Genomic DNA, 21304 nt, shown 5'->3' on the forward strand with positions numbered 1-21304 from the left:
CCTTCAGCCCGCTGCCAGCACCAGGTGCATATAGCGGGTCAGTATCTCGAGCATGCCGCTGTCTTCGGCGGGCAGTGCCGGGGCTAGTAACGCTTGATATTCCATCTGCCCAATCAGCGCCGTCAACATCTGTGCATCTTGCTCAGGGCAGCGCGAGCCCAGCACACACAACATATGGCAGGCGCCCTGGTGAAGAATGCGTTGATGGGACAGCACCAGCCCGGCCAGGCGCGGCGTGAGCAGCGCTTCCTGGCGGAACGCTTGCTCGGCCATCAGGTAGTCCCGGCGGGTATCGAGCTGCCGATACACGTAATCGGCGGTCATCCGCGCGATCGCATCGGCCAATCGGCCTCGGGCTTCAGGTGTATCGCTGGTTGCGGCCAGCAATTGGCGAAGCATCTCTTCACTATTGGCCCACAACTTGGCCATATGAGCGGCACTGCGCTCTACGTAGCGAGCAAAGCTGTCGGCAAGCAGGTCTTCGATATCCTTGAAGTAATAGGTAGTCGCTGACAGCGGGACCCCCGCTTCAGCCGCCACGGCGCGATGGCGAACACCCCTTACCCCATCGCGTATAACGATGCGCATGGCGGCATCGAGAATGGCCTGACGGCGCTGCTCACTGCCCTCGCGGGCGGGTTTACGGCCTTCATAGCGAACGCTGCGGGCCACGGCGCTGGCCACGCCGGCCGCACCTGCTGTAAGAGTTGCGTATTCCACTGCAGATCCTTTTGGTTGTCGCATCCATTGATGCCCTATCGGCACCTGCCCCTTGGGCTGCCCTATCCCGGGCCGTGGGGCCCAGGTAAAAAAAAGCCGCCCCGAAGGACGGCGGATAACGGTTACGCCTGCGGGCGCATGTGTGGGAAGAGGATCACGTCGCGAATAGACGGGGAGTTGGTCAGCAGCATCACCAAGCGGTCGATACCGATGCCTTCGCCGGCGGTGGGGGGCATGCCGTATTCCAGCGCGCGCACGAAGTCTGCGTCGTAATGCATGGCCTCGTCGTCACCGGCGTCCTTATCCGCCACTTGGCGCATGAAGCGTTCGGCCTGGTCTTCGGCGTCGTTAAGTTCCGAGTAGGCATTGGCCAGTTCACGACCACCGATGAACAGCTCGAAGCGGTCGGTCACGTTCAGGTTGTCGTCATTGCGGCGCGCAAGCGGCGACACCTCGAAGGGGTACTGGGTAATGAAGTGTGGCTGCTCAAGCTTGTGCTCCACCAGCTCTTCGAAAATCATTACCTGCAACTTACCCAGGCCTTCGAAGCCCAGCACCTTAGCCCCGGCCTTCTTGGCGATGGCGCGGGCGGTATCCAGGTTCTGCAGGTCAGCGGCGGTGATCTGCGGGTTGTACTTAAGGATCGAATCGAACACCGACAGGCGGGCGAAGGGCTCACCGAAGTGGAACACCTTGTCGCCATAAGGCACGTCGGTAGTGCCCAGCACTGCCACGGCCAGTTCCCGGAACAGCTCCTCGGTCAGGTCCATGTTGTCGCGGTAGTCCGCGTAGGCCTGATAGAACTCCAGCATGGTGAACTCAGGGTTATGCCGGGTGGAAACACCTTCGTTACGGAAGTTGCGGTTGATCTCGAACACACGCTCGAAGCCACCGACCACCAGACGCTTGAGGTACAGTTCCGGCGCGATGCGCAGGTACATGTCCAGGTCCAGGGCGTTGTGGTGGGTTTCGAACGGCTTGGCCGCGGCGCCGCCTGGAATGGTCTGCAACATGGGCGTTTCAACTTCGAGGAAGTTACGCTCCCCCAGGAAACGGCGAATATGGGCGATGACCTGGGAACGTACGCGGAAGGTGTCGCGCACCTCTTCGTTGACCATCAAATCCACATAGCGCTGGCGATAGCGCTGCTCGGTATCGGTCAAGCCGTGGTGTTTGTCCGGCAGCGGACGCAGCGATTTGGTTAGCAGCCGTACCTGGGTCATTTCCACATACAGGTCGCCCTTGCCTGAACGCGCCAGGGTCCCTTCGGCGGCGATGATATCGCCCAGGTCCCAGGTTTTAACCTGGGCTAGCGTGTCTTCAGACAAGGTTTTACGGTTTACATACACCTGGATGCGGCCGGACATGTCCTGAATGACCATGAACGAACCACGATTAAGCATGATGCGACCGGCAACCTTGACCGGAATGGCGGCGGCCGCCAGGGCTTCCTTGGTACTGTCGGCGTACTGCTTCTGCAGGTCACCTGCGTAGCTGTCCCGACGGAAGTCATTGGGGAAGGCCTGGCCCTTGGCCCGCACCGTGGCAAGTTTCTCCTTGCGCAGGGCGATCAGGGTGTTTTCTTCCTGTTGGAGGTCTTGCGGGTCGAGTAGTTGGTCGCTCATGTCAAATCCATAAAGTCTTTCTGGGGCTTCAAGCTTCAAGCTTCAAGCTGCAAGTAAAAGCAAGATCAAGGGCTGAAAGGCAGAAGCCGGCGTAATGCCAGTCGCTTCTGGCTTGCAGCTTGCCGCTTGAAGCTTGCCGCTCAGGGCCTCACAGGGCCCTGTTAAAGGCCCTGCTTTAGGCTGGCCTGAAGGTATTCATCCAGGTCGCCGTCGAGCACCTTGTCGCAATCGCTACGCTCTACGCCGGTACGCAGGTCTTTGATACGGGACGCATCCAGTACATAGGACCGGATCTGGTGACCCCAACCGATATCAGACTTGCTGTCTTCCAATGCCTGAGACGCCGCATTGCGCTTTTGCACTTCCTGCTCGTACAACCGGGCCCGCAGCATTTTCATGGCGGTATCCTTGTTGGCGTGCTGGGAACGCTCGTTCTGGCAGCTGACCACGGTGTTGGTAGGCACGTGGGTGATACGCACCGCTGAGTCGGTGGTGTTCACGTGCTGACCGCCCGCGCCGGAGGAGCGGTAGGTGTCGATGCGCAGGTCCGCCGGGTTGATGTCGATTTCGATGTTGTCGTCAATTTCCGGCGACACGAACACCGCGGTGAAGGACGTGTGCCGACGGTTGCCGGAGTCGAACGGGCTTTTGCGCACCAACCGGTGCACGCCGATCTCGGTGCGCAACCAACCGAAGGCGTACTCGCCCTTGATATGCAGGGTGGCGCCCTTGATACCGGCTACCTCGCCTTCGGACAACTCCATGATGGTGGTGTCAAAACCGCGTTTGTCCGCCCAGCGCAAGTACATGCGTAGCAGCATGTTGGCCCAGTCCTGGGCTTCGGTGCCCCCGGAGCCTGCCTGGATGTCCAGGTACGCGTTGTTGGCGTCCATTTCACCGCTGAACATACGGCGGAATTCGAGCTTTTCCAGAATGCCTTGCAAGCGATCAAGCTCGCTGACGATGTCACCCACGGCGCCTTCGTCGTCTTCGTCCACCGCCATGTCCAGCAATTCGCGGGCATCGGCCAGGCCGGTGGCCATTTCGTCCAGGGTATCGACGATGGTTGCCAGGGTGGAGCGCTCACGCCCCAGGTTCTGAGCGTACTCAGGGTTGTTCCAGACGTTCGGATCTTCAAGCTCACGATTGACTTCGGTCAGACGCTCATGCTTTTGATCGTAGTCAAAGATACCCCCGAATGGTTTCAGAGCGCTCTTTCAGGTCCTTGATGGTGTTCAGGATCGGATTGATTTCCATGGCAACGGCACACTCAGTTCAAAAGCCGGGGAGTATAGCATGGGGTGGTGGGGGCTTTGGGAGGCAACTGGCCCGGCCTCCTGAAAAAACGCGCCGCAGTGTAAGGGGAGTACCCCCTCGTTCACCTCAGAAATAGACGGGCCGTGAACCATCGGCGGTTTCGCTGTTCTATTCAGGCCGTGAAGCAAGGGAGCGCCGCGACACATTCGAACCCTTTGCGATTGCGTCCGGTACCTGCCTTGGCTAACGTTTGTCATTTCCAATAAGGGTTGCCTATGCACCGCAGAAGTCTGTTGAAAGCCTCCATGGCCCTGGCGGCCTACACTGGCCTGTCCTCCAGCACGCTGTTCTCCGCCACTGCCCTGGCCGCTACGGCCAACGGCGACGCAGAGTATTTCGACTTCGAAGGCCTCAAAGCCCAGGCCAAGGCGCTGGCGGCCAAGCCTTATACCGACCGCAAGCAGCAACTGCCGCCTACCCTGGCCAACATGACGCCTCAGCAGTTCAACGCCATTCAATACGATGCCAATCACTCACTGTGGAAAGACGTAAAGGGCCAGCTGGACGTGCAGTTCTTCCATGTGGGCATGGGCTTTCGTACGCCCGTGCGCATGTATAGCGTAGACCCGACCAGCCACCAAGCGCGGGAAGTGCATTTCCGCCCGGAACTGTTCAACTATAACGACAGCAAGGTAGACCAGAAGCAGCTTAAGGGGGATTTGGGCTTCTCGGGCTTCAAGCTGTTCAAGGCACCAGAGATCGCCAGCCACGATATCCTGTCCTTCCTGGGTGCCAGCTATTTCCGCGCTGTAGACGCCACCAAGCAATACGGTTTATCCGCCCGAGGCCTGGCGGTGGATACCTATGCCAAGCGCCAGGAAGAATTCCCGGACTTCACCAAGTTCTGGTTCGAAACACCGGGCAAGGACGCCACCCGCTTCGTGGTCTATGCCTTGCTGGAATCGCCCAGCGCTACAGGCGCTTACCGGTTCGATATCGACTGCCGTGCCGAGCGCGTGGTCATGGCCGTGGACATGCAGGTCACCGCGCGTACCGCCATTGAACAGCTGGGCATCGCGCCCATGACCACCATGTTCAGTTGTGGCACCCATGAACGTCGCATGTGCGACACCATCCATCCCCAGATTCATGATTCCGACCGCCTGGCGATGTGGCGTGGCAATGGTGAGTGGATTTGCCGCCCGCTGAACAACCCGGCCAAGCTGCAATTCAATGCGTTCGCCGATACCGATCCCAAAGGCTTTGGCATGGTGCAGACCGACCATGACTTCGAGAGCTATCAGGACACCGTAGACTGGTACAGCAAGCGCCCAAGCCTGTGGGTAGAGCCCACCACGCCTTGGGGCGAAGGCAGCATCGACCTGCTGGAAATCCCTACCACCGGTGAAACCCTGGATAACATCGTAGCCTTCTGGTCACCCAAGAAGCCTGTGGCCGCGGGCGATACCCTGAGCTTCGGCTACAAGCTGCATTGGAGCGCGCTCCCGCCGGTGCGTACGCCATTGGCGCAGGTGGCGGCGACCCGTTCAGGCATGGGCGGTTTTCTGGAAGGCTGGGCACCGGGGGAACACTACCCAGAGAAGTGGGCACGGCGTTTTGCTGTGGATTTCAGCGGCGGCGGCCTGGAGCGCCTACCCGCCGGCACGGGCATCGAGCCGATGGTGACGGTCAGCGAAGGCAAGGTGCAGGACTTCCATGTGCTGGTATTGCCCGATAACAAAGGCTACCGGGTGATCTTCGACTGGTACCCTACTAGCGACAGCGTGACGCCGGTGGACATGCGCCTGTTCATCCGTACCAACGACCGCACCCTAAGCGAAACCTGGCTGTACCAGTATTTCCCGCCTGCGCCTGAGTTGCGTAAGTACGTGTAATCCTAGTCCCGGATCGCCGCTTTACAGCGGTCTGTTCGCTGGCTTTGCCAGCTCCCACACGAGCTGGCAAAAACCCCTCCATCAATCGCGCAAATCAGACTCATGGATTGGCTGGTCGCGGTGGGTCGCGCGTTGGTATTGGGCTGGCCATACGGCTTGGCGGCCACCTAAATCCTCGTCGGCACGCAGTGGCCAGTAAGGGTCACGCAGCAACTCGCGGGCCAGCAGAATCAAATCTGCCTGGCCAGTGCGCAGGATATGCTCGGCTTGGGCGGGGTCGGTGATCATACCAACGGTACCCGTGGCAATCTCAGCCTCCTTACGCACGCGCTCGGCAAAGCGGGTCTGATAACCAGGGCCGGTGGGGATGTCCGCCTTGGCAGCGGTGCCGCCCGTAGACACGTCTACCAGGTCCACGCCTATGGCCTTCAAGCGCCGAGACAGTTCCACGGTTTCGTCCGGGCTCCAACCGCCCTCGACCCAATCCGTCGCAGACACCCGCACGAAAACCGGACGGTCCGCGGGCCATAGGTCACGTATTGCCTGCGTCACTTCCAGCACTAGGCGCACGCGATTGTCGAAGCTGCCACCGTAGTGGTCGGTACGCCTATTGCTCACCGGTGACATAAATTGATGCAGCAGGTAGCCATGGGCCGCGTGCAGCTCTACGACCTCGAAATTGGCCGTCAGCGCGCGCTTGGCGGCGGCAACGAACGCCTCGCGGATCTCGACAATAGCCTCTAGGGTGAGTTCGGTAGGGCGAGTGTGCTCAGGGTCGAAAGGAACAGGCGAAGGCGCGACCGGCGTCCAGCCGCCCTCCTCCAGGGTGATACTGCCATGCTTGCCCAGCCATGGCCGCCAAGTGCTCGCCTTGCGCCCCGCATGGGATAACTGAACACCGGACACCGCGCCTTGTGATTTGATAAAGCGGGTGATGCGTTGCAGGTGGGGAATATGCTCATCTTTCCACAAGCCCAGGTCTTCAGGGGTGATGCGCCCGTCAGCGGTGACCGCGGTGGCTTCAAAGATCACTAGCCCCGCGCCACCTGAGGCACGGCTGCCCAGGTGTACCAAGTGCCAATCGTTGGCCAGGCCATCTTCGGACGAATACTGGCACATGGGGGACACCACGATGCGGTTGCGCAGGGTCAATTCCCGCAGGGTGTAGGGTTCCAACAGCAGGCTCATGCAGCACCTCTTGAGTAAGGACAGTCATTTACAGTAAGCGGTAGACCCCTCAAGGGTGCGGCAGATTCCGCCTATCGCGGATTCATATGCGCAATCATCAGCTGAACGCTTTCTATTCCCCGGTATTCGTTTACATCCAGCTTATAAGCCAACTCCACCCAACGAACCTCGGGGTTGGGCCATAGCTCCCGGTCTATCCCGAACGCAATACCGTCCAGCCGCAGGCTGCCGCATTCGCTTTTAAGCACCACCTTCAGATGCCGCTCACCTACCACACGCTGCTCCACCAGCTCGAACACGCCATGGAACAGCGGCTCGGGGAAATGCTGGCCCCAAGGGCCAGCGTTGCGCAAGGCACGGGCCAGTTCCAGGTGAAACTCTTCTACCGCAAGGCCGCCATCGGACAGCAAACGCCCGGTCAGGTCGTCCTCGCATAGCTGTTCACGCACTTGGGCATCGAAGGCTTCAGCGAACGCCGGGAAGTGCTCCGCCGGTAGTGAAAGCCCAGCGGCCATGGCATGACCGCCAAACTTGGTGATCAAGTGTGGGTGACGCGCGGCGACAGCGTCCAGCGCATCGCGGATATGAAAGCCTGGCACCGAGCGCGCCGAACCTTTGAGCAGCCCCTCGCCCGCATCGGCAAAAGCAATGGTGGGGCGGTGATAACGTTCCTTGAGGCGCGACGCGAGAATCCCAATCACCCCTTGATGCCAGTCAGGCTCGAACACACATAGACCAAAGGGCATGGCATCGGCAGGCAGGTCCTTGAGTTGGGCCAGGGCTTCGCGCTGCATACCCTGCTCCACCGATTTACGGTCCTGGTTGAGGCCGTCGAGTTCGGCGGCGATATCCCGCGCCAGTGCCAGGTCATCGCTAAGCAGGCATTCGATGCCCAGGCTCATATCGTCCATGCGCCCAGCCGCGTTCAACCGTGGCCCGAGAATGAACCCCAGATCGGTGGAGGTCAGGCGCTTATGGTCCCGCCGAGCTACCTCCAGCAAGGCCATGATGCCAGGCCTGGCGCGGCCAGCGCGGATACGCTCCAGCCCTTGATGCACGAGGATCCGGTTATTGGCGTCCAGCGGGACTACGTCCGCAACGCTGCCCAACGCCACCAGGTCCAGCAGTTCGCCAATATTAGGCTGAGGGACCTGGGCGTAACGACCAAGGGCGCGCAGCCGGGCACGCAGGGCCATCAGCACATAGAAAATCACCCCTACTCCCGCCAGGGCCTTGCTGGGGAACTCGCAACCCGGCTGGTTGGGATTGACGATAGCCTCGGCCTCGGGCAATTGCGCGCCGGGCAGGTGGTGGTCGGTGATCAACACCTTAAGCCCCGCGCGGCGTGCCGCCTCTACCCCTTCCACGCTGGAAATACCGTTGTCTACCGTTACCAGTAGGTCGGGCTGGCGTTCCAGCGCCACGGCAACGATCTCTGGCGTCAGGCCGTAACCGTAGGTGAACCGGTTAGGTACCAAGTAATCCACATGGGCCGCGCCCAGCAAGCGCAACCCCAGCACCGCCACCGTACTGGCAGTGGCGCCATCGGCGTCGAAGTCCCCGACCACCAAAATACGCTGCCCCCCGTCGATGGCACTTACCAACAGGCCCACCGCCGCGTCTATACCCTTTAGCCGCTGGTACGGAATCAGCCGCGCCAGACCTTTATCCAGCTCAGCAGGGCTTTGCACGCCCCGGGCGGCATACAGACGCGTCAACAGGGGTGGAAGGTCCCCTAAAAAGGGAAGTTCGGGGGGCAACGGGCGGGGCTCGATACGCATGTACGGCGGCAGTCTCACATCAGTCGGCGGGGCACGGCAGGTTACAGGTGGGCCACCTTGCCCTACCCGCGGTCACCCAGCAACCATTCCAGTTGCACTTCATGCTGGCCCCGATCATCGGTTACGAACAGCGTGCCTTCGCTGATCATCACATCCCATTTGATCACCCGTGGCATGTCGGTGGCGATCACATCCAATACCTCCTGGGGTACCGCGGCAATATTTACGTTGCGCAGGGGTTTAGCGGCATCCACTACCTTGCCCTGCCACACCCGCAGGCTGCCATAGGCCAGTAGGCTGGTGCGTTCGGTACGGCGCGAGCACCAGGTCAGGCGCTCCAGGTCAGGCTGGCCAACTTCGATCCAGTGCAGTACCCGGTCATCCAGGCTTTTTTCCCACAAGGCCGGCTCGTCTACATCGGACAGCCCTCGGCCGAAACTTAGCTGTTCGTTGTACCAAAGGGCATAGGCCAGCAGGCGCACGGCCATGCGCTCTTCGGTTTCGGACGGGTGACGGGCAATGGTTTGCTTGATGTTTTCGTAAACACCCCGATCCAGGTCGGTCAGGTTGAGTTCGAACTTATAAGTGGTGGACGGCTGGGCCATGACGAGCTCAAGTAACGAGGGAGCGCCAGTTTACCCGATGCGCGCTGCTGGTAACCATGCAGGCAAAAGAAACCCCGGCCGGTGGGGAGGCCGGCCGGGGCAAACATGACCCCTCAGGGCCACCGAACGACTGAATGGCACCGGAGCACAATGCCATTCAAGCGTCCTTGTAAAATAAGAGGACAGGGTCTAGGGAAGGTTCCCGATTTAACGCATCTCAATCGCAAATTGGTTACCGGCGCTGGCGACGCGCAGGGCGGCGATCATGCTAGGCTCCAAGCGCCCTTCGGCGATCAGCAGATCGCGGTGCAGGCCGTCGACCACGTCGGTAAGCGCACGCTTATCCGCCAACTGCGACGGGTTCACGTCACGTTTCAGGATTACCGCGCCCGCCTGGCTGGTCACTGTCAAACGCAACCGCCCATGGAGATCCGACGGAGCTAGGCTAACGTCGTACGGCGCCAGCGCATCACTTAGCAACAAGCTGATGTTTTCCATCTCGATCACCCTTATTGACCCAATAATTCAGTTCAGTGCCAATAACTGACCTATGTGCTGCGACAAAAGTTCGCAGTACATAGGTCAGGCAAACGTAACGGAACGCTTCAAAGCGCTTCAGGCGATAAGCGGCTCGGCGCACAAGCTGATGAAGCGTTTTAGCATGCTGTGCAACGGGCAAGTGGCCTCGCCCAAGGGCAGCACGCCCAGCACCACAAGCCCTGCTTGGCGCGCGCGGCGCAGGGCTGCCGCAGTTTCCGCGGACTCGGTGCACTGTTGGATGATAAGGGCCGTGGTGGTGGTTTCAGCCAGGCTGTCGAGAAATACCAGGGCGGATGTGGATTGGCTGCCAAAGATGACGATATCCGCACGCCCCTGCTGCCCAAGACTTAAACGCGCCGCCTGACAATCCTCGGCCACTCGAACACCGTAAACACCACAGGCATTGAGCATCTGGTGCAGCTGGAGGAGCCTGGCGGGATGCTGCTCGACCACAAGAACCTTAAGCGAACGCATGGCGGCCTCCGGTTATAGAGAAAAGGACCGCCACCTTAAGGAAGGCATACCCAAAGGTGAATGAGATAAGTCTGAAAGTTCTGCAGGAAAATTCGCCGCACTCCGTAAGGGCTTACGAGAATTTTCCTACAAACCCGCCTTTGTAGGCGCGAGCATCAGCTCGCGAACAAGAACTGCCGCGTATTACAAAGGTTTGCCACGGTTCCCATGAGCGCTAACGAAGGCCTGCACCGCGGCAATGTCATTGGGCAATACGGTGCAACGCTCTTCGCGCTGGAAGAGGTTTTCCAGGTGCATGGGCAAATACAAGGCTTTGCCTACGCCGGCCTTCTCCACGGCGTCAGGGAACTTCACCGGGTGAGCGGTTCCCAGGATCACCATGGGAATGTCTAGGCTGCGGCGACATTCCCGTGCGGCCCGCACGCCAATGGCAGTGTGAGGGTCCAGCACTTCACCGGTGCTGGCGAACACCTCGGCGATGGTTTCGCAGGTTTGCTCGTCACTGACCGCCAGGGAATCGAACAAGCGGCGCGCCTCGGTCCAACGTTCTTCTTCGACGCTGAAGCCGCCACCTAGCTTAAAGCTGGACATCAACTGCGCAATGGCGGTGCCGTTGCGGCCGTGAAGGTCGAACAGCAGCCGCTCGAAATTGGACGACACCATGATATCCATGGACGGCGACAAGGTCGCGTGCAGCGCTTCTTTCACGTATTGGTTGCCGCTCATAAAGCGGTGAAGAATGTCGTTACGGTTGGTGGCCACGATCAATTGGCTGATGGGCAAGCCCATGTTGCGCGCCAGGTAACCCGCGAAAATATCGCCGAAGTTGCCGGTAGGCACCGAGAAGGCAACCGAGCGCAGCGGGCCGCCCAGCTGCAGCGAGGCATGGAAGTAGTAAACGATCTGGGCCATGATCCGCGCCCAGTTGATGGAGTTCACCGCAACCAGTCGAGTGCCTTTGAGGAACGCCTGGTCAGCGAAGCTCTCTTTGACCATTTCCTGACAGTCATCGAAGTTGCCTTCCACTGCCAGGTTATGGATGTTATCGCCGAACAGCGTGGTCATCTGCCGGCGCTGCACCTCTGACACCCGCTGGTGGGGGTGCAGAATGAAAATGTCCACGTTCTCGCAATGCTTGCAGCCTTCGATGGCCGCCGAGCCGGTGTCGCCGCTGGTTGCCCCCATGATCACCACACGCTCGCCACGCTTGGCTAGCACGTGATCAAGCAGACGGCCGAGCAGTTGCAGGGCGAAGTCCTTGAACGCCAGGGTGGGGCCGTGGAACAGCTCCAGCACCCACTCATTACCCTTCAATTGGCGCAGCGGCGCGACTGCCGAATGGGCGAAGGTGGCGTAGGTATCTTGCAAAATTTGCTTGAAGTCCGCGTCTGCGATCGAGCCCGCCACGAATGGGCGCATCACCCGGAAGGCCAACTCGTGATACGGCAGCCCCACCCAGGAAGCGATTTCTTCTTGGGTAAAGCGTGGCAGGTTCTCGGGCACGTACAGGCCGCCGTCGCTGGCAAGGCCGGTGAGCAACACGTCTTCAAAATCGAGCGCGGGGGCCTGGCCGCGAGTACTGATGTAGCGCATTTGGGCAAACCTTTGGGTTTGAGCGGCAGGCTGCACGCGGCAAGCTATAAGAGAAAGCGGTCGGCGCTGTCTAGTAACTTGCGGCGTGCCTATGCCGCTGGGTTTATGTCAGAACGGCAAGCGAGGGGCCTGCACAGGCTGCTTCTACTTGCCGTTTGAGGCTTGTGGCTTGAAGCTGCGTCGCTTCAAGCCAGGTGTTCAACGCGGATACGGACCACGCTACCCACTACATCTTCAAGGGCTTCCAGGGCTGTAATGGCATCATCGATGCGTTTTTCCACCACCTTGTGGGTGAGCAGAATCATCGGCACCAGGCCGTCGTGTTCTTCGGCTTCTTTTTGCATGATCGACTCGATGTTGATACCTCGGGCCGACAGAATGCTTGCCACCTGGGCCAATACGCCTGGGTGATCCTTGGCCTGGATGCGCAGGTAGTAGGCGCTTTCGCAGGCATCGATTGGCAAGATAGGGTGCGCCGATAGCGAATCGGGCTGGAACGCCAGATGAGGCACGCGGTTCTCCGGGTCGGAGGTCATGGCGCGGACCACGTCCACTACATCTGCCACCACCGAAGAGGCCGTGGGCTCCATGCCCGCGCCCGCGCCATAGAACAGGGTAGACCCAACCGCATCGCCGTTGACCATTACCGCGTTCATCACGCCGTTCACATTGGCGATCAAACGGTCCGCCGGGATCAGGGTGGGGTGCACCCGCAACTCGATACCACTGGCGGTACTGCGCGCAACGCCCAAGTGCTTGATGCGGTAGCCCAGGGCTTCGGCATAATTCACGTCAGCGGTGGTGAGCTTGGAGATCCCTTCGGTATAGGCCTTGTCGAACTGCAAGGGGATGCCAAAGGCGATGGACGCCAGGATGGTCAGCTTATGGGCCGCGTCTATGCCTTCCACGTCGAAGGTTGGGTCTGCCTCGGCATACCCCAGTGCCTGGGCCTCGGCCAGCACATCGGGGAACGCCCTGCCCTTCTCGCGCATTTCAGTAAGAATGAAGTTGCCGGTGCCGTTTATGATACCGGCGACCCAGTTGATACGGTTGGCCGACAGCCCTTCGCGAATGGCCTTGATCACCGGAATGCCACCGGCTACCGCCGCCTCGAAGGCCACGATCACGCCCTTTTCTCGCGCCTTGGCAAAAATTTCGTTGCCATGCACGGCGATCAACGCCTTGTTGGCGGTCACCACGTGCTTGCCATTGTCGATGGCCTTGAGCACCAGTTCGCGGGCCACGGTGTAGCCACCGATCAATTCGATAACGATGTCGATGTCCGGGTTGGTGGCAACCTCGAACACGTCTTGGGTAATGGAGGTACCGGTAATCTGGCACTGAGGGTTTGGCGAACGCATCGCAATCTGCGCAACTTCGATTCCGCGCCCGGCACGGCGGGCAATCTCCTCGGCGTTGCGCTGAAGTACATTGAAGGTGCCGCCACCGACGGTACCTAACCCACAGATGCCTACTTTGACCGGTTTCACTCTTGACTCCCCATGAAACGGCAGGCGTTGCCGCCAGCCGCAAATAGCACCGCGATTACCGCGGCCTGTGTGTTTTACAACCTGTCACTGCGCCGCCAGGGCTACCTTGGCGACCTGGGCCGCGGGCTGGTAACCGGGGATCACCTGGCCGTCTTGCAGCACGATGGCAGGGGTGCCGCTAACGCCGATGCTCTGGCCCAAGGCGAATTGCTTGCTCACCGGATTGGCGCACTTGGCGGCGTCCACGGACTTGCCCTCGATCAGCTTGTTCAGCGCCGCGCGGCGATCAGAGGCACACCAGGCAGCCTGCAATTGCTGGTCGCCTTCGGAGCCCAGGCCCTGACGCGGGAAGGCCAGGTAACGCACTTCGATGCCCTGGCGGTTGAGCTCAGGCACCTCGGCATGAAGCTTCTGGCAATAAGGGCAGGTGGTGTCGGTAAAGACGGTGATATGCGCCTTGGCCTGGCCTTGGGCCGGGAACACCACCATCTCGCCAGCAGGGATGGCATTGACGGTTTTGGCGATGGCTGCGCGCTCGGTTTTTTCCGTAAGGTTGACCGGCTTGCCACCTTGCATCTGGTACAGGTAGCCCTGCATCACGAACTGACCATCGGCGCTGGCGTACAGCACGCGGCCACCCTTGAGACGTACTTCATACAGGCCGTTGAGGGGGCTGCTGGACACCGCCTCGATGGGCACGTCCAACTGCAAGCTATCGAGGGTTTTGCGAATGGCTTGCTCGGCGTCATCGGCCATAGCGAAGGTACTGGCCAGCGCCAACGCGGCGGCGGCAAAAAGGCGTGTCACGCGCATGAAAACTCCTGGGGCGACGGACGAACGGCCCACAGGCGCCTGACGGTTACAGGCGCCCTGGTTGGGCACAACTAACGCGCAAGCCTACCACATAAGGCACGCGGGGCCGACTGCGCGAGCGGCCACTAACTGTACGAAAGCACTCAACCCCTTGGATGATGGCGAGCATGCAGTTCCTGTAGCCGCGCCTTGGCCACATGGGTGTAGATCTGAGTGGTGGACAGGTCCGCGTGGCCTAGCAGTAATTGCACGGAGCGCAGGTCCGCGCCGTGGTTGAGCAGATGGGTGGCGAAGGCATGGCGTAGCGTATGGGGCGACAGTGCCTTATTGATGCCGGCGCGCAGTGCGTGTTGCTTGATCCGATGCCAGAAGGTCTGCCGGGTCATCATATCGCCCCGTTGGCTAGGGAACACTACATCACTTGGGCGGCCATTCAATAGCTCGGCGCGGCCATCGCGCAGGTAACGTTCCAGCCAGTTGATCGCCACCTCCCCCATGGGCACCAAACGCTCCTTGCTGCCTTTACCCATCACCCGCACCACCCCTTGGCGCAGGTTGAGCTGGTCCAGGGTCAGGCTTACCAACTCGGTGACCCGCAGGCCGCAGGCGTACAGCACCTCCAACATGGCACGGTCTCGCTGGCCCAAGGCTTCGCTCAGGTCGGGCGCGGCTAGCAAGGCGTCCACGTCCGTTTCAGACAAACTTTTGGGCAAGGGTTTGCCCAGGTTAGGCAGCTCTACCAGCAGCGTAGGGTCTACCGGGATAATCCCCTCACGCAGCAGGTAACGGTAAAACCCGCGAGCGCCAGACAGAAAACGCGCCGTGGAGCGTGGCTTGTACTGGTTATCCACCCGCCAGGCCAGGTAATCGAGCAACACGTCCCGCCCCGCCGCTGGCAACTCTACCGCCCGCTCCACCAACCAGCCATTGAAATGCGCCAAGTCGCTGCGGTACGCACTGCGGCTGTTTTCAGACAGGCCTTTTTCAAGCCAAAGGGCGTCGAGGAATTGGTCGATCAAGGCGTGGTCGATAGCGGGCATGGCAACAGTACACAAAAAATAACCTTAGCATCGTCTTTGAAATCATGGAACCCCTTCGTCATCAGAAGCAGCTTGTTGCAATTTCTGACAACTAACGACGGAATAATTTTAGGATAATCTCCTGCTTTATAGGAGGCTAAAATGAAAAAAATACTAATACCCCTTATGATTTTTATATTGCAAGGCTGCGGCACAATTAAAACTAACTTCGAAGATGATGCAAAGATATCTAGCACCCTGACACTTAGAAAAACAAAATGCAATAGGATCCCTCGCATATATAGCGGCATCACCTATAACTGGTGCGTACTTAATGCCAGCCCGACCAATCTGGCCGGGTGGAATCCAACCCTAGAGTCTACGATACTAGATATGGCTTTTTCCGCAATAGCAGACACCATTATAATTCCTTACACAGCAATCCTTCAAATCAATATTGGAGCTAACGAACTAGATAAGTCAAAATAAAAAAGGGGCATCCTCCCAGGATGCCCTTCTAGAAATTAATTGAACTTAAATACGGTATAACTCCATGGACCCCATACTTTTACTTTTCGCTTGGGTGCTTGTCGGAGCCCAAATCTGGCCCAGACAGGCCGCTCAATAGCCACTGAAAAATTTCCGTTGCTTTGAAACTGGGCATAAGCTCCAGGATTTCCTGCGGTATTGGTTGTCCATAAGACATTGCCATTGGCGCTAATCACAAAATTACCATCCGGTTGCATTGCAGCTGCATTGGCTCCCTTTCCTTGAGTTCCGCTTCCCCAAAGCCGATTTCCACTCGAGCTGAAAGCTACGAGTTCTCCATCTGACTGAAATACTAGCTTTGCCCCATCTGTGACGTATTCCTTACCAATCTCAAGCAATTCCCCCGAATCGAAGCGATATCCTACTTTCACCGCAGAGAATTCCCAAATTGATTTATTAAAACTCCACAAAGGAATTCTATCAACCAAGACTAGATTTCCGTCATCTTGTAATACAGCAAAAACTCGCTGCGCGCCCGCCTTGTGATTATTTCCGTGCGTACTATAACCAACAGCGCTCCAGTATCGCTTCTGATGAGGCTGATGCACCTCTAAGTACTCTCGCATAATTACTGCAGGGTGGTCATATCTTTTTATTTTATAATAGCGACTATAGCGCTGACTATCATTAGCTATCCATATCACATTACCATTATCCCGCAGGACAAAATTTGAATCTTCTTGAAGCAAAAGCTGGTATTGCCCGGATGGTGACTGTAGATATTGCCCAACAGACATCCTGTTCATAGCTGGTAATATTGGGCCGCCTGAACCACCAAACACGGTATACTCGTCCATATACATTCCTCATAAGAAAGTGCACAGATATTTTTCATCAGTCAGATTATTGATTTAACTTAATTAATTATTTTTCTATGGCCGAAATATTTCCTTGGGCAGTCGCTCACCAATTTTGCTTTTTGAAGCCACCATGCATCGAAAACCATAAGACTGTTGATTCTCGACTCATCAAAAGCGTCCAGGGTTTTACGCGGCAAACGTTAGACAAGGGAATTAGCGCATGAGCTTGAGTTCGTCCAGGATGCTTCCATAGCTGGCACGCTCCTAGAGCACCTGTTCTACAGCAGGTAAACACGCCAGATGACCTACAGTGAATAAGACTTACGACCTCCTCCAGCCACCCATTGAAATACGCTAAGTCGCTGCAGTAGGCGCTGCGGCTATTTTTAGACAGACCTTTTTCAAGCCAAAGGGCGTCGAGGAATTGGTCGATCAAGGCGTGGTAGCGGCTAAGGCCGGCTGCTACAAGACGTATAGCTTTAAACACGGGGCTTTCGTGAGAGACGGGCAAAACGGTATATACAGGTGCCACTCTTTCTCGTAGGAGCCTAGCTTGCTGGAGACCGGTCGCACCACCGTATTGAGTCTGGTCACGCCACCGTGGCGCGCGCCTGCCGCTATGGCGGCACCTATGGCCTGTAGAAGCCGTCCCGCCGCTAAGACGCTGCGCTATCACACAGCAAACTGGGGTGTATGACGCCTGATAGCTACCCTCGCGGTGCAGCCTTCGCGAGCTATCGCTCGCTCCTACACCCTGAACCGCGCCCGAAGGTTGGACAAGCGCGCAGGTCAGGCTGTGGCCAGCGAAGCTGGCGAATAGGTCCGACACGTCCGCGCCTTGCTCGCAAGGCTCGGCAACTGGGCATAGAGCAGGTTAAAGCGGCGTGATTTCTAAACCTTTAAAATAAATGGCTTAGATTTTGTTTGATGGGAGCGAGTGCAAGCTCGCGAAGATTACAACACAGGCAACCAATGGCTTACTGTTCGGCCGCTTTGCTGGCGCCTACCTACAGCAAATTCCGCGTCTTCGATGAGCATCAAGACGGGATCTACGGTGCGAATATCATCCTGCCCCAGAAACAGAAAACCCCGGCACGAGGGCCGGGGTTTTCGGGGAGCTTAAGCTCAAGCCGCTATCAGGACAGTTTTTCCTTGATGCGGGCGGCCTTGCCGGACAGCTCGCGCAGGTAGTACAGCTTGGCTTTACGCACGTCACCACGACGTTTCACGGCCAGGCTGTCGATCTGAGGGCTGTAGGTCTGGAAGGTACGCTCAACGCCAACACCGTTAGAGATTTTACGAACGGTGAATGCGCTGTTGATGCCACGGTTACGCTTGCCGATGACAACACCCTCGAAGGCCTGCAAGCGGGTACGCTCGCCTTCCTTTACCTTCACTTGAACGACAACGGTGTCGCCAGGCGCGAAGGTTGGGATTTCCTTGGTCATCTGCTCGGCTTCGAGCTGAAGGATGATCTTGTTGGTCATGCTGTGCTCCTAAGGCAAAGGGTTGGTTTGCCATCGATACGTTAACTATCGTTCCGCTCACGGAGGTATTCCGCCAGCAGCTTTTGCTCTTCTCCAGAAAGTGAGCGACTTTCCAGAAGATCGGCACGTCGTTCGTAGGTCCGACCAAGGGACTGCTGCAAACGCCAGCGCCGGATGTGTGCGTGGTTGCCGCTAAGCAACACGTCGGGTACACGCCGTTCCGCATACACCTCAGGTCGGGTGTAGTGCGGGCAATCCAGCAAGCCATCGGTGAAGGAATCTTCCTCCGCCGAGCCCGCATGCCCTAAAGCTCCAGGCAGCAAACGGGTAACCGCATCGATCAGCACCATGGCCGGCAACTCGCCACCGGACAACACGTAATCGCCAACCGACCACTCTTCATCCACATGCGCTTCAATAAAGCGCTCATCGATGCCTTCATAACGCCCGGCGATGAGAATCAAGGACTCTTCCTCCGCCAGTACTTTCACCGCCGCCTGATCCAGGCGTCGGCCTTGTGGCGAAAGATAAATCACCTTCGCCGTGCCTCCGGTTGCCTGCCTGGCATCAGCCAGGGCATCTTCCAGTGGCTTGATCTTCATTACCATTCCTGGCCCACCGCCAAACGGGCGATCATCCACTGTGTGGTGACGGTCCGAAGTGTAGGCCCGCGGGTTCCAACAGGTGAGGCTAAGCAACCCCTGCTTTACCGCGCGGCTGGTAATGCCGTATTCACTGATGGCCGAAAACATCTCGGGGAACAGCGTGATGACGTCTATGCGCAGGCTCGCCATGGCCTAGAAGTCCGCGTCCCATTCAACCTGCATGGTGCCGGCTTCCAGGTCGATGGCTTGCACGCAGTCGTCCGTATAGGGCAACAGCCGCTCGCGATCATCCAGGCTACCCGCGCAGGGTTTTACCACCATCACATCGTTAGCGCCGGTTTCGAGCAGGTGATCAACCTTGCCCAACAGTTGCCCTTCGCCATTGGTGACCTGTAAACCCTCCAGCTGATACCAGTAGTAATCGCCGTCGGTAAGGTCGGGCAGCAGGCTGCGCGCGATGCAAATCTCGTAACCGGCCAAGAGGCGAGCCTCTTCGCGATCATCAAGACCTTTCAACTTCGCGACCAGTACCTTGTTCTGAGAACGGCCACTGATCATCTCTACCTGCCGGGTTTTACCGTCGTGCCGAAGCAACCAGGTTGTGTACTGCAGCAGGTTTTCAATCGGATCGGTAAAGGAATACACCTTCACTTCACCACGAACGCCGTGTACCGAAACAATCTTGCCGATGACAATGAGGTCATCCGCGGAGTTTGGCGTTGCGTTCATACTGCTCAGGCGGCTACCGCAGCCTTGGCAGCGTCCTTCAGCAACTGAGCAACGCGCTCAGACGGCTGTGCGCCCTGGGACAGCCAGTAGCTTACGCGCTCCTGGTTGACGGACAGGCGAACTTCGCCACCGCTAGCGATCGGGTTGAAGAAGCCAACACGCTCGTTGAAACGACCGTCGCGCGCATTGCGGCTGTCGGTCACGGTGAGGTGGTAAAACGGGCGCTTTTTAGAGCCGCCACGGGCAAGACGGATGGTTACCATATGAACATCGTTCCTGTTGTCGGTGCTGCAAATCTGTAAGGCACAGCGGGCACGGGTGCCCGAAAGGCCGCATATTCTCAAGGAATGCAGGGTTTTTTGCAAACCTCTTTTTCCCAAGCGCCACGAAGGTCATTTCAGCACGAGGTCTGGCTTTTTTTAAGTGGGCATAAAAGGCGATTGAAAACGTAGGCGAGGCAGGCGAGGCGAGGCAAAAACAGGCGAAAAAGCGCAGTTTACGTGTTGTAAATGAGCATTTTTCGCCTGTTTTTAACGAAGTATCGGCAACGCAGGTAGTTTTCAACGCCTTTTACAGGCGAGGCATGCCACCCGGCATCATCCCCCCCAGCCCGCGCATCATCTTGGCCATGCCGCCCTTGGCGGAGAATTTCTTCATCATTTTCTGCATTTGCTTGTGCTGCTTGATCAAGCGCCCCACGTCTTGCACCTGAGTGCCGGAACCCAGCGCGATACGGCGCTTGCGCGAACCGCTGATCAGGTCAGGGTCACGGCGCTCGCCGGGGGTCATGGAGTTGATGATCGCCTCCATCTGCTTGAACTGCTTCTCGGCCGCGCCTTGGGCATTGCCCATCTGTGACAGGTTCACCCCGCCGATATTGGGAAGCTTTTCCATCAGGCTGCCCAAGCCACCCATGGTTTTCATTTGCAGCAACTGGTCGCGGAAGTCTTCCAGGTCGAAGCCCTTGCCCTTTTTGAGCTTCTTGGCGAGCTTGTCGGCCTTGTCGCGGTCCAGGTTTTGCTCGGCCTGCTCGATCAGGCTGAGCACGTCGCCCATGCCCAGAATGCGAGACGCGATGCGGTCTGGGTGGAAGGGCTCCAGCGCTTCGGTCTTTTCCCCCATACCGATGAACTTGATCGGCTTGCCAGTGATAGAGCGCACCGACAGCGCGGCACCGCCACGGGCGTCACCGTCCACCTTGGTGAGCACCACACCGGTCAACGGTAGGGCGTCGCCAAAGGCCTTGGCGGTATTGGCCGCGTCCTGGCCGGTCATGGCGTCGACCACGAACAGGGTTTCAACTGGCTTGACCGCCGCGTGCAGCGCCTGGATCTCGCCCATCATGTCGGCGTCGATGTGCAAGCGGCCGGCGGTGTCGAGGATGACCACATCAATGAACTTGAGCTTGGCCTCACGGATGGCGGCCTCGGCGATGGCGACCGGCTTCTGGCTGATATCGGAGGGGAAGAAGGTCACGCCCACTTCGTGGGCCAGGGTTTCAAGTTGCTTGATGGCCGCGGGGCGGTACACGTCCGCGGACACCACCATCACCGACTTCTTTTTACGCTCCTTGAGAAAGCGCGCCAGCTTGGCGGCAGTGGTGGTTTTGCCCGCGCCCTGCAGGCCGGCCATCAGCACCACGGCGGGGGGCGCCACGTTGAGCATCAGGTCTTCGTTGGCCGCGCCCATTACACTTTCGAGCTCGGCGCGCACGATTTTCACGAACGCCTGGCCTGGGGTAAGGCTGCGCGACACCTCGGTGCCCACCGCGCGCTCTTTGATGGCGTTGACGAAATCCTTGACCACTGGAAGGGCCACGTCGGCCTCGAGCAGGGCCATGCGCACTTCGCGCAGGGTGTCTTTGATGTTGTCTTCGGTCAGCTTGGCCTTGCCGGTGACATGGCGTAGGGTCTGGGAAAGACGATCGGAAAGATTTTCAAACATGGGCGTTCCTTACAGGCTCGTTCGAACCGAAGTGGCGTGCGGCCTGCCGCTGTGTTCTGGCCACGGGCAAGGGAAGACCGGCGATTATAGCGAGAAGTTGGCCGCGCCGACACAGGCCACGCGTAGCTGCTTTATCCCGGCAAACGTTCTATGCCACACTCGCCCCTTTAATAGCCGTTAATCAGGACCT

Annotated in this window: 21 protein-coding genes; 2 read left to right on the plus strand and 19 right to left on the minus strand. The window is 58.6% G+C overall.

The window, feature by feature from the left end:
• Positions 1–3: 3 nt before the first annotated feature.
• From ACWKV4_RS10765 to prfB, 3 genes are all read right to left on the minus strand, one after another.
• Positions 4–720 (minus strand): TetR/AcrR family transcriptional regulator, encoded by a 717-nt coding sequence (locus ACWKV4_RS10765; RefSeq protein ID WP_483832062.1) that lies wholly within the window; start codon positions 718–720, stop codon positions 4–6.
• Positions 721–842: 122 nt separating this feature from the next.
• Positions 843–2345 (minus strand): lysine--tRNA ligase, encoded by a 1503-nt coding sequence (gene lysS / locus ACWKV4_RS10770; RefSeq protein WP_483832063.1) that lies wholly within the window; start codon positions 2343–2345, stop codon positions 843–845.
• A 161-nt stretch (positions 2346–2506) separates the two neighbouring features.
• Positions 2507–3602, minus strand: a protein-coding gene (gene prfB, locus ACWKV4_RS10775; RefSeq protein WP_483832064.1) for a peptide chain release factor 2 whose coding sequence is annotated in 2 segments (ribosomal slippage) — positions 2507–3529 and positions 3531–3602 — 1095 coding nt in all. Because the reading frame shifts where the segments join, the coding sequence is not laid out codon by codon here.
• A gap of 275 nt (positions 3603–3877) precedes the next feature.
• Here prfB and ACWKV4_RS10780 point away from each other — a divergent pair.
• Entirely contained in the window at positions 3878–5497 is a 1620-nt protein-coding gene (locus ACWKV4_RS10780) for a glucan biosynthesis protein D (protein WP_483832065.1), read from the plus strand.
• Positions 5498–5578: 81 nt separating this feature from the next.
• Here the strand turns inward: ACWKV4_RS10780 and ACWKV4_RS10785 are convergent, their stop codons facing one another.
• The 9 genes from ACWKV4_RS10785 to xerD form a co-directional block, all read right to left on the minus strand.
• On the minus strand, positions 5579–6685 hold the full coding sequence (locus tag ACWKV4_RS10785; RefSeq protein ID WP_483832066.1) for an NADH:flavin oxidoreductase/NADH oxidase: 1107 nt from the start codon (positions 6683–6685) through the stop codon (positions 5579–5581).
• A gap of 71 nt (positions 6686–6756) precedes the next feature.
• On the minus strand, positions 6757–8466 hold the full coding sequence (gene recJ / locus ACWKV4_RS10790) for a single-stranded-DNA-specific exonuclease RecJ (RefSeq protein ID WP_483832067.1): 1710 nt from the start codon (positions 8464–8466) through the stop codon (positions 6757–6759).
• A gap of 62 nt (positions 8467–8528) precedes the next feature.
• A complete protein-coding gene (locus ACWKV4_RS10795) occupies positions 8529–9071 on the minus strand; it encodes a YaeQ family protein (protein WP_483832068.1) in 543 nt (180 codons plus the stop codon).
• A gap of 207 nt (positions 9072–9278) precedes the next feature.
• Positions 9279–9569: a DUF3509 domain-containing protein gene (locus ACWKV4_RS10800; RefSeq protein ID WP_483832069.1), complete on the minus strand. Its 291-nt coding sequence runs from the start codon at positions 9567–9569 to the stop codon at positions 9279–9281.
• Positions 9570–9686: 117 nt separating this feature from the next.
• A complete protein-coding gene (locus tag ACWKV4_RS10805; protein WP_483832070.1) occupies positions 9687–10085 on the minus strand; it encodes a response regulator in 399 nt (132 codons plus the stop codon).
• A gap of 183 nt (positions 10086–10268) precedes the next feature.
• Positions 10269–11678 (minus strand): threonine synthase, encoded by a 1410-nt coding sequence (thrC, locus tag ACWKV4_RS10810; protein WP_483832071.1) that lies wholly within the window; start codon positions 11676–11678, stop codon positions 10269–10271.
• Positions 11679–11863: 185 nt separating this feature from the next.
• Complete coding sequence (locus ACWKV4_RS10815) at positions 11864–13168, minus strand: homoserine dehydrogenase (protein ID WP_483832072.1); 1305 nt, start codon at positions 13166–13168, stop codon at positions 11864–11866.
• 84 nt (positions 13169–13252) lie between these two features.
• Positions 13253–13981 carry a bifunctional protein-disulfide isomerase/oxidoreductase DsbC gene (dsbC, locus tag ACWKV4_RS10820; protein WP_483832073.1) on the minus strand — a complete coding sequence of 243 codons (729 nt, stop codon included), beginning with the start codon at positions 13979–13981 and terminating at the stop codon, positions 13253–13255.
• Between the two features lie 143 nt (positions 13982–14124).
• Positions 14125–15021 (minus strand): site-specific tyrosine recombinase XerD, encoded by an 897-nt coding sequence (gene xerD / locus ACWKV4_RS10825; protein ID WP_483832074.1) that lies wholly within the window; start codon positions 15019–15021, stop codon positions 14125–14127.
• Positions 15022–15162: 141 nt separating this feature from the next.
• On the opposite strand from xerD, the gene ACWKV4_RS10830 reads away from it, so the two are divergent.
• A complete protein-coding gene (locus ACWKV4_RS10830) occupies positions 15163–15489 on the plus strand; it encodes a YceK/YidQ family lipoprotein (RefSeq protein ID WP_483832075.1) in 327 nt (108 codons plus the stop codon).
• A gap of 35 nt (positions 15490–15524) precedes the next feature.
• Here ACWKV4_RS10830 and ACWKV4_RS10835 read toward each other — a convergent pair whose 3' ends face one another.
• The 7 genes from ACWKV4_RS10835 to ffh all read right to left on the minus strand — a co-directional run bounded on the left by ACWKV4_RS10835 (position 15525) and on the right by ffh (position 21114).
• The gene (locus tag ACWKV4_RS10835) at positions 15525–16346 is read right to left on the minus strand and encodes a putidacin L1 family lectin-like bacteriocin (RefSeq protein ID WP_483832076.1); all 822 of its coding nucleotides are present in this window, start codon (positions 16344–16346) and stop codon (positions 15525–15527) included.
• Between the two features lie 106 nt (positions 16347–16452).
• Positions 16453–16824, minus strand: coding sequence for a site-specific integrase (locus tag ACWKV4_RS10840; RefSeq protein ID WP_483832126.1), 372 nt, complete (start codon positions 16822–16824; stop codon positions 16453–16455).
• 661 nt (positions 16825–17485) lie between these two features.
• A complete protein-coding gene (gene rplS, locus ACWKV4_RS10845) occupies positions 17486–17836 on the minus strand; it encodes a 50S ribosomal protein L19 (RefSeq protein ID WP_483832077.1) in 351 nt (116 codons plus the stop codon).
• Between the two features lie 41 nt (positions 17837–17877).
• The gene (trmD, locus tag ACWKV4_RS10850; protein ID WP_483832078.1) at positions 17878–18630 is read right to left on the minus strand and encodes a tRNA (guanosine(37)-N1)-methyltransferase TrmD; all 753 of its coding nucleotides are present in this window, start codon (positions 18628–18630) and stop codon (positions 17878–17880) included.
• Between the two features lie 3 nt (positions 18631–18633).
• Positions 18634–19170 (minus strand): ribosome maturation factor RimM, encoded by a 537-nt coding sequence (gene rimM / locus ACWKV4_RS10855; RefSeq protein WP_483832079.1) that lies wholly within the window; start codon positions 19168–19170, stop codon positions 18634–18636.
• A gap of 5 nt (positions 19171–19175) precedes the next feature.
• On the minus strand, positions 19176–19433 hold the full coding sequence (gene rpsP / locus ACWKV4_RS10860) for a 30S ribosomal protein S16 (protein WP_483832080.1): 258 nt from the start codon (positions 19431–19433) through the stop codon (positions 19176–19178).
• Between the two features lie 307 nt (positions 19434–19740).
• A complete protein-coding gene (gene ffh / locus ACWKV4_RS10865) occupies positions 19741–21114 on the minus strand; it encodes a signal recognition particle protein (protein WP_483832081.1) in 1374 nt (457 codons plus the stop codon).
• Between the last annotated feature and the right edge of the window lie 190 nt (positions 21115–21304).

It is taken from the genome of Pseudomonas artemisiae, assembly GCF_057128685.1.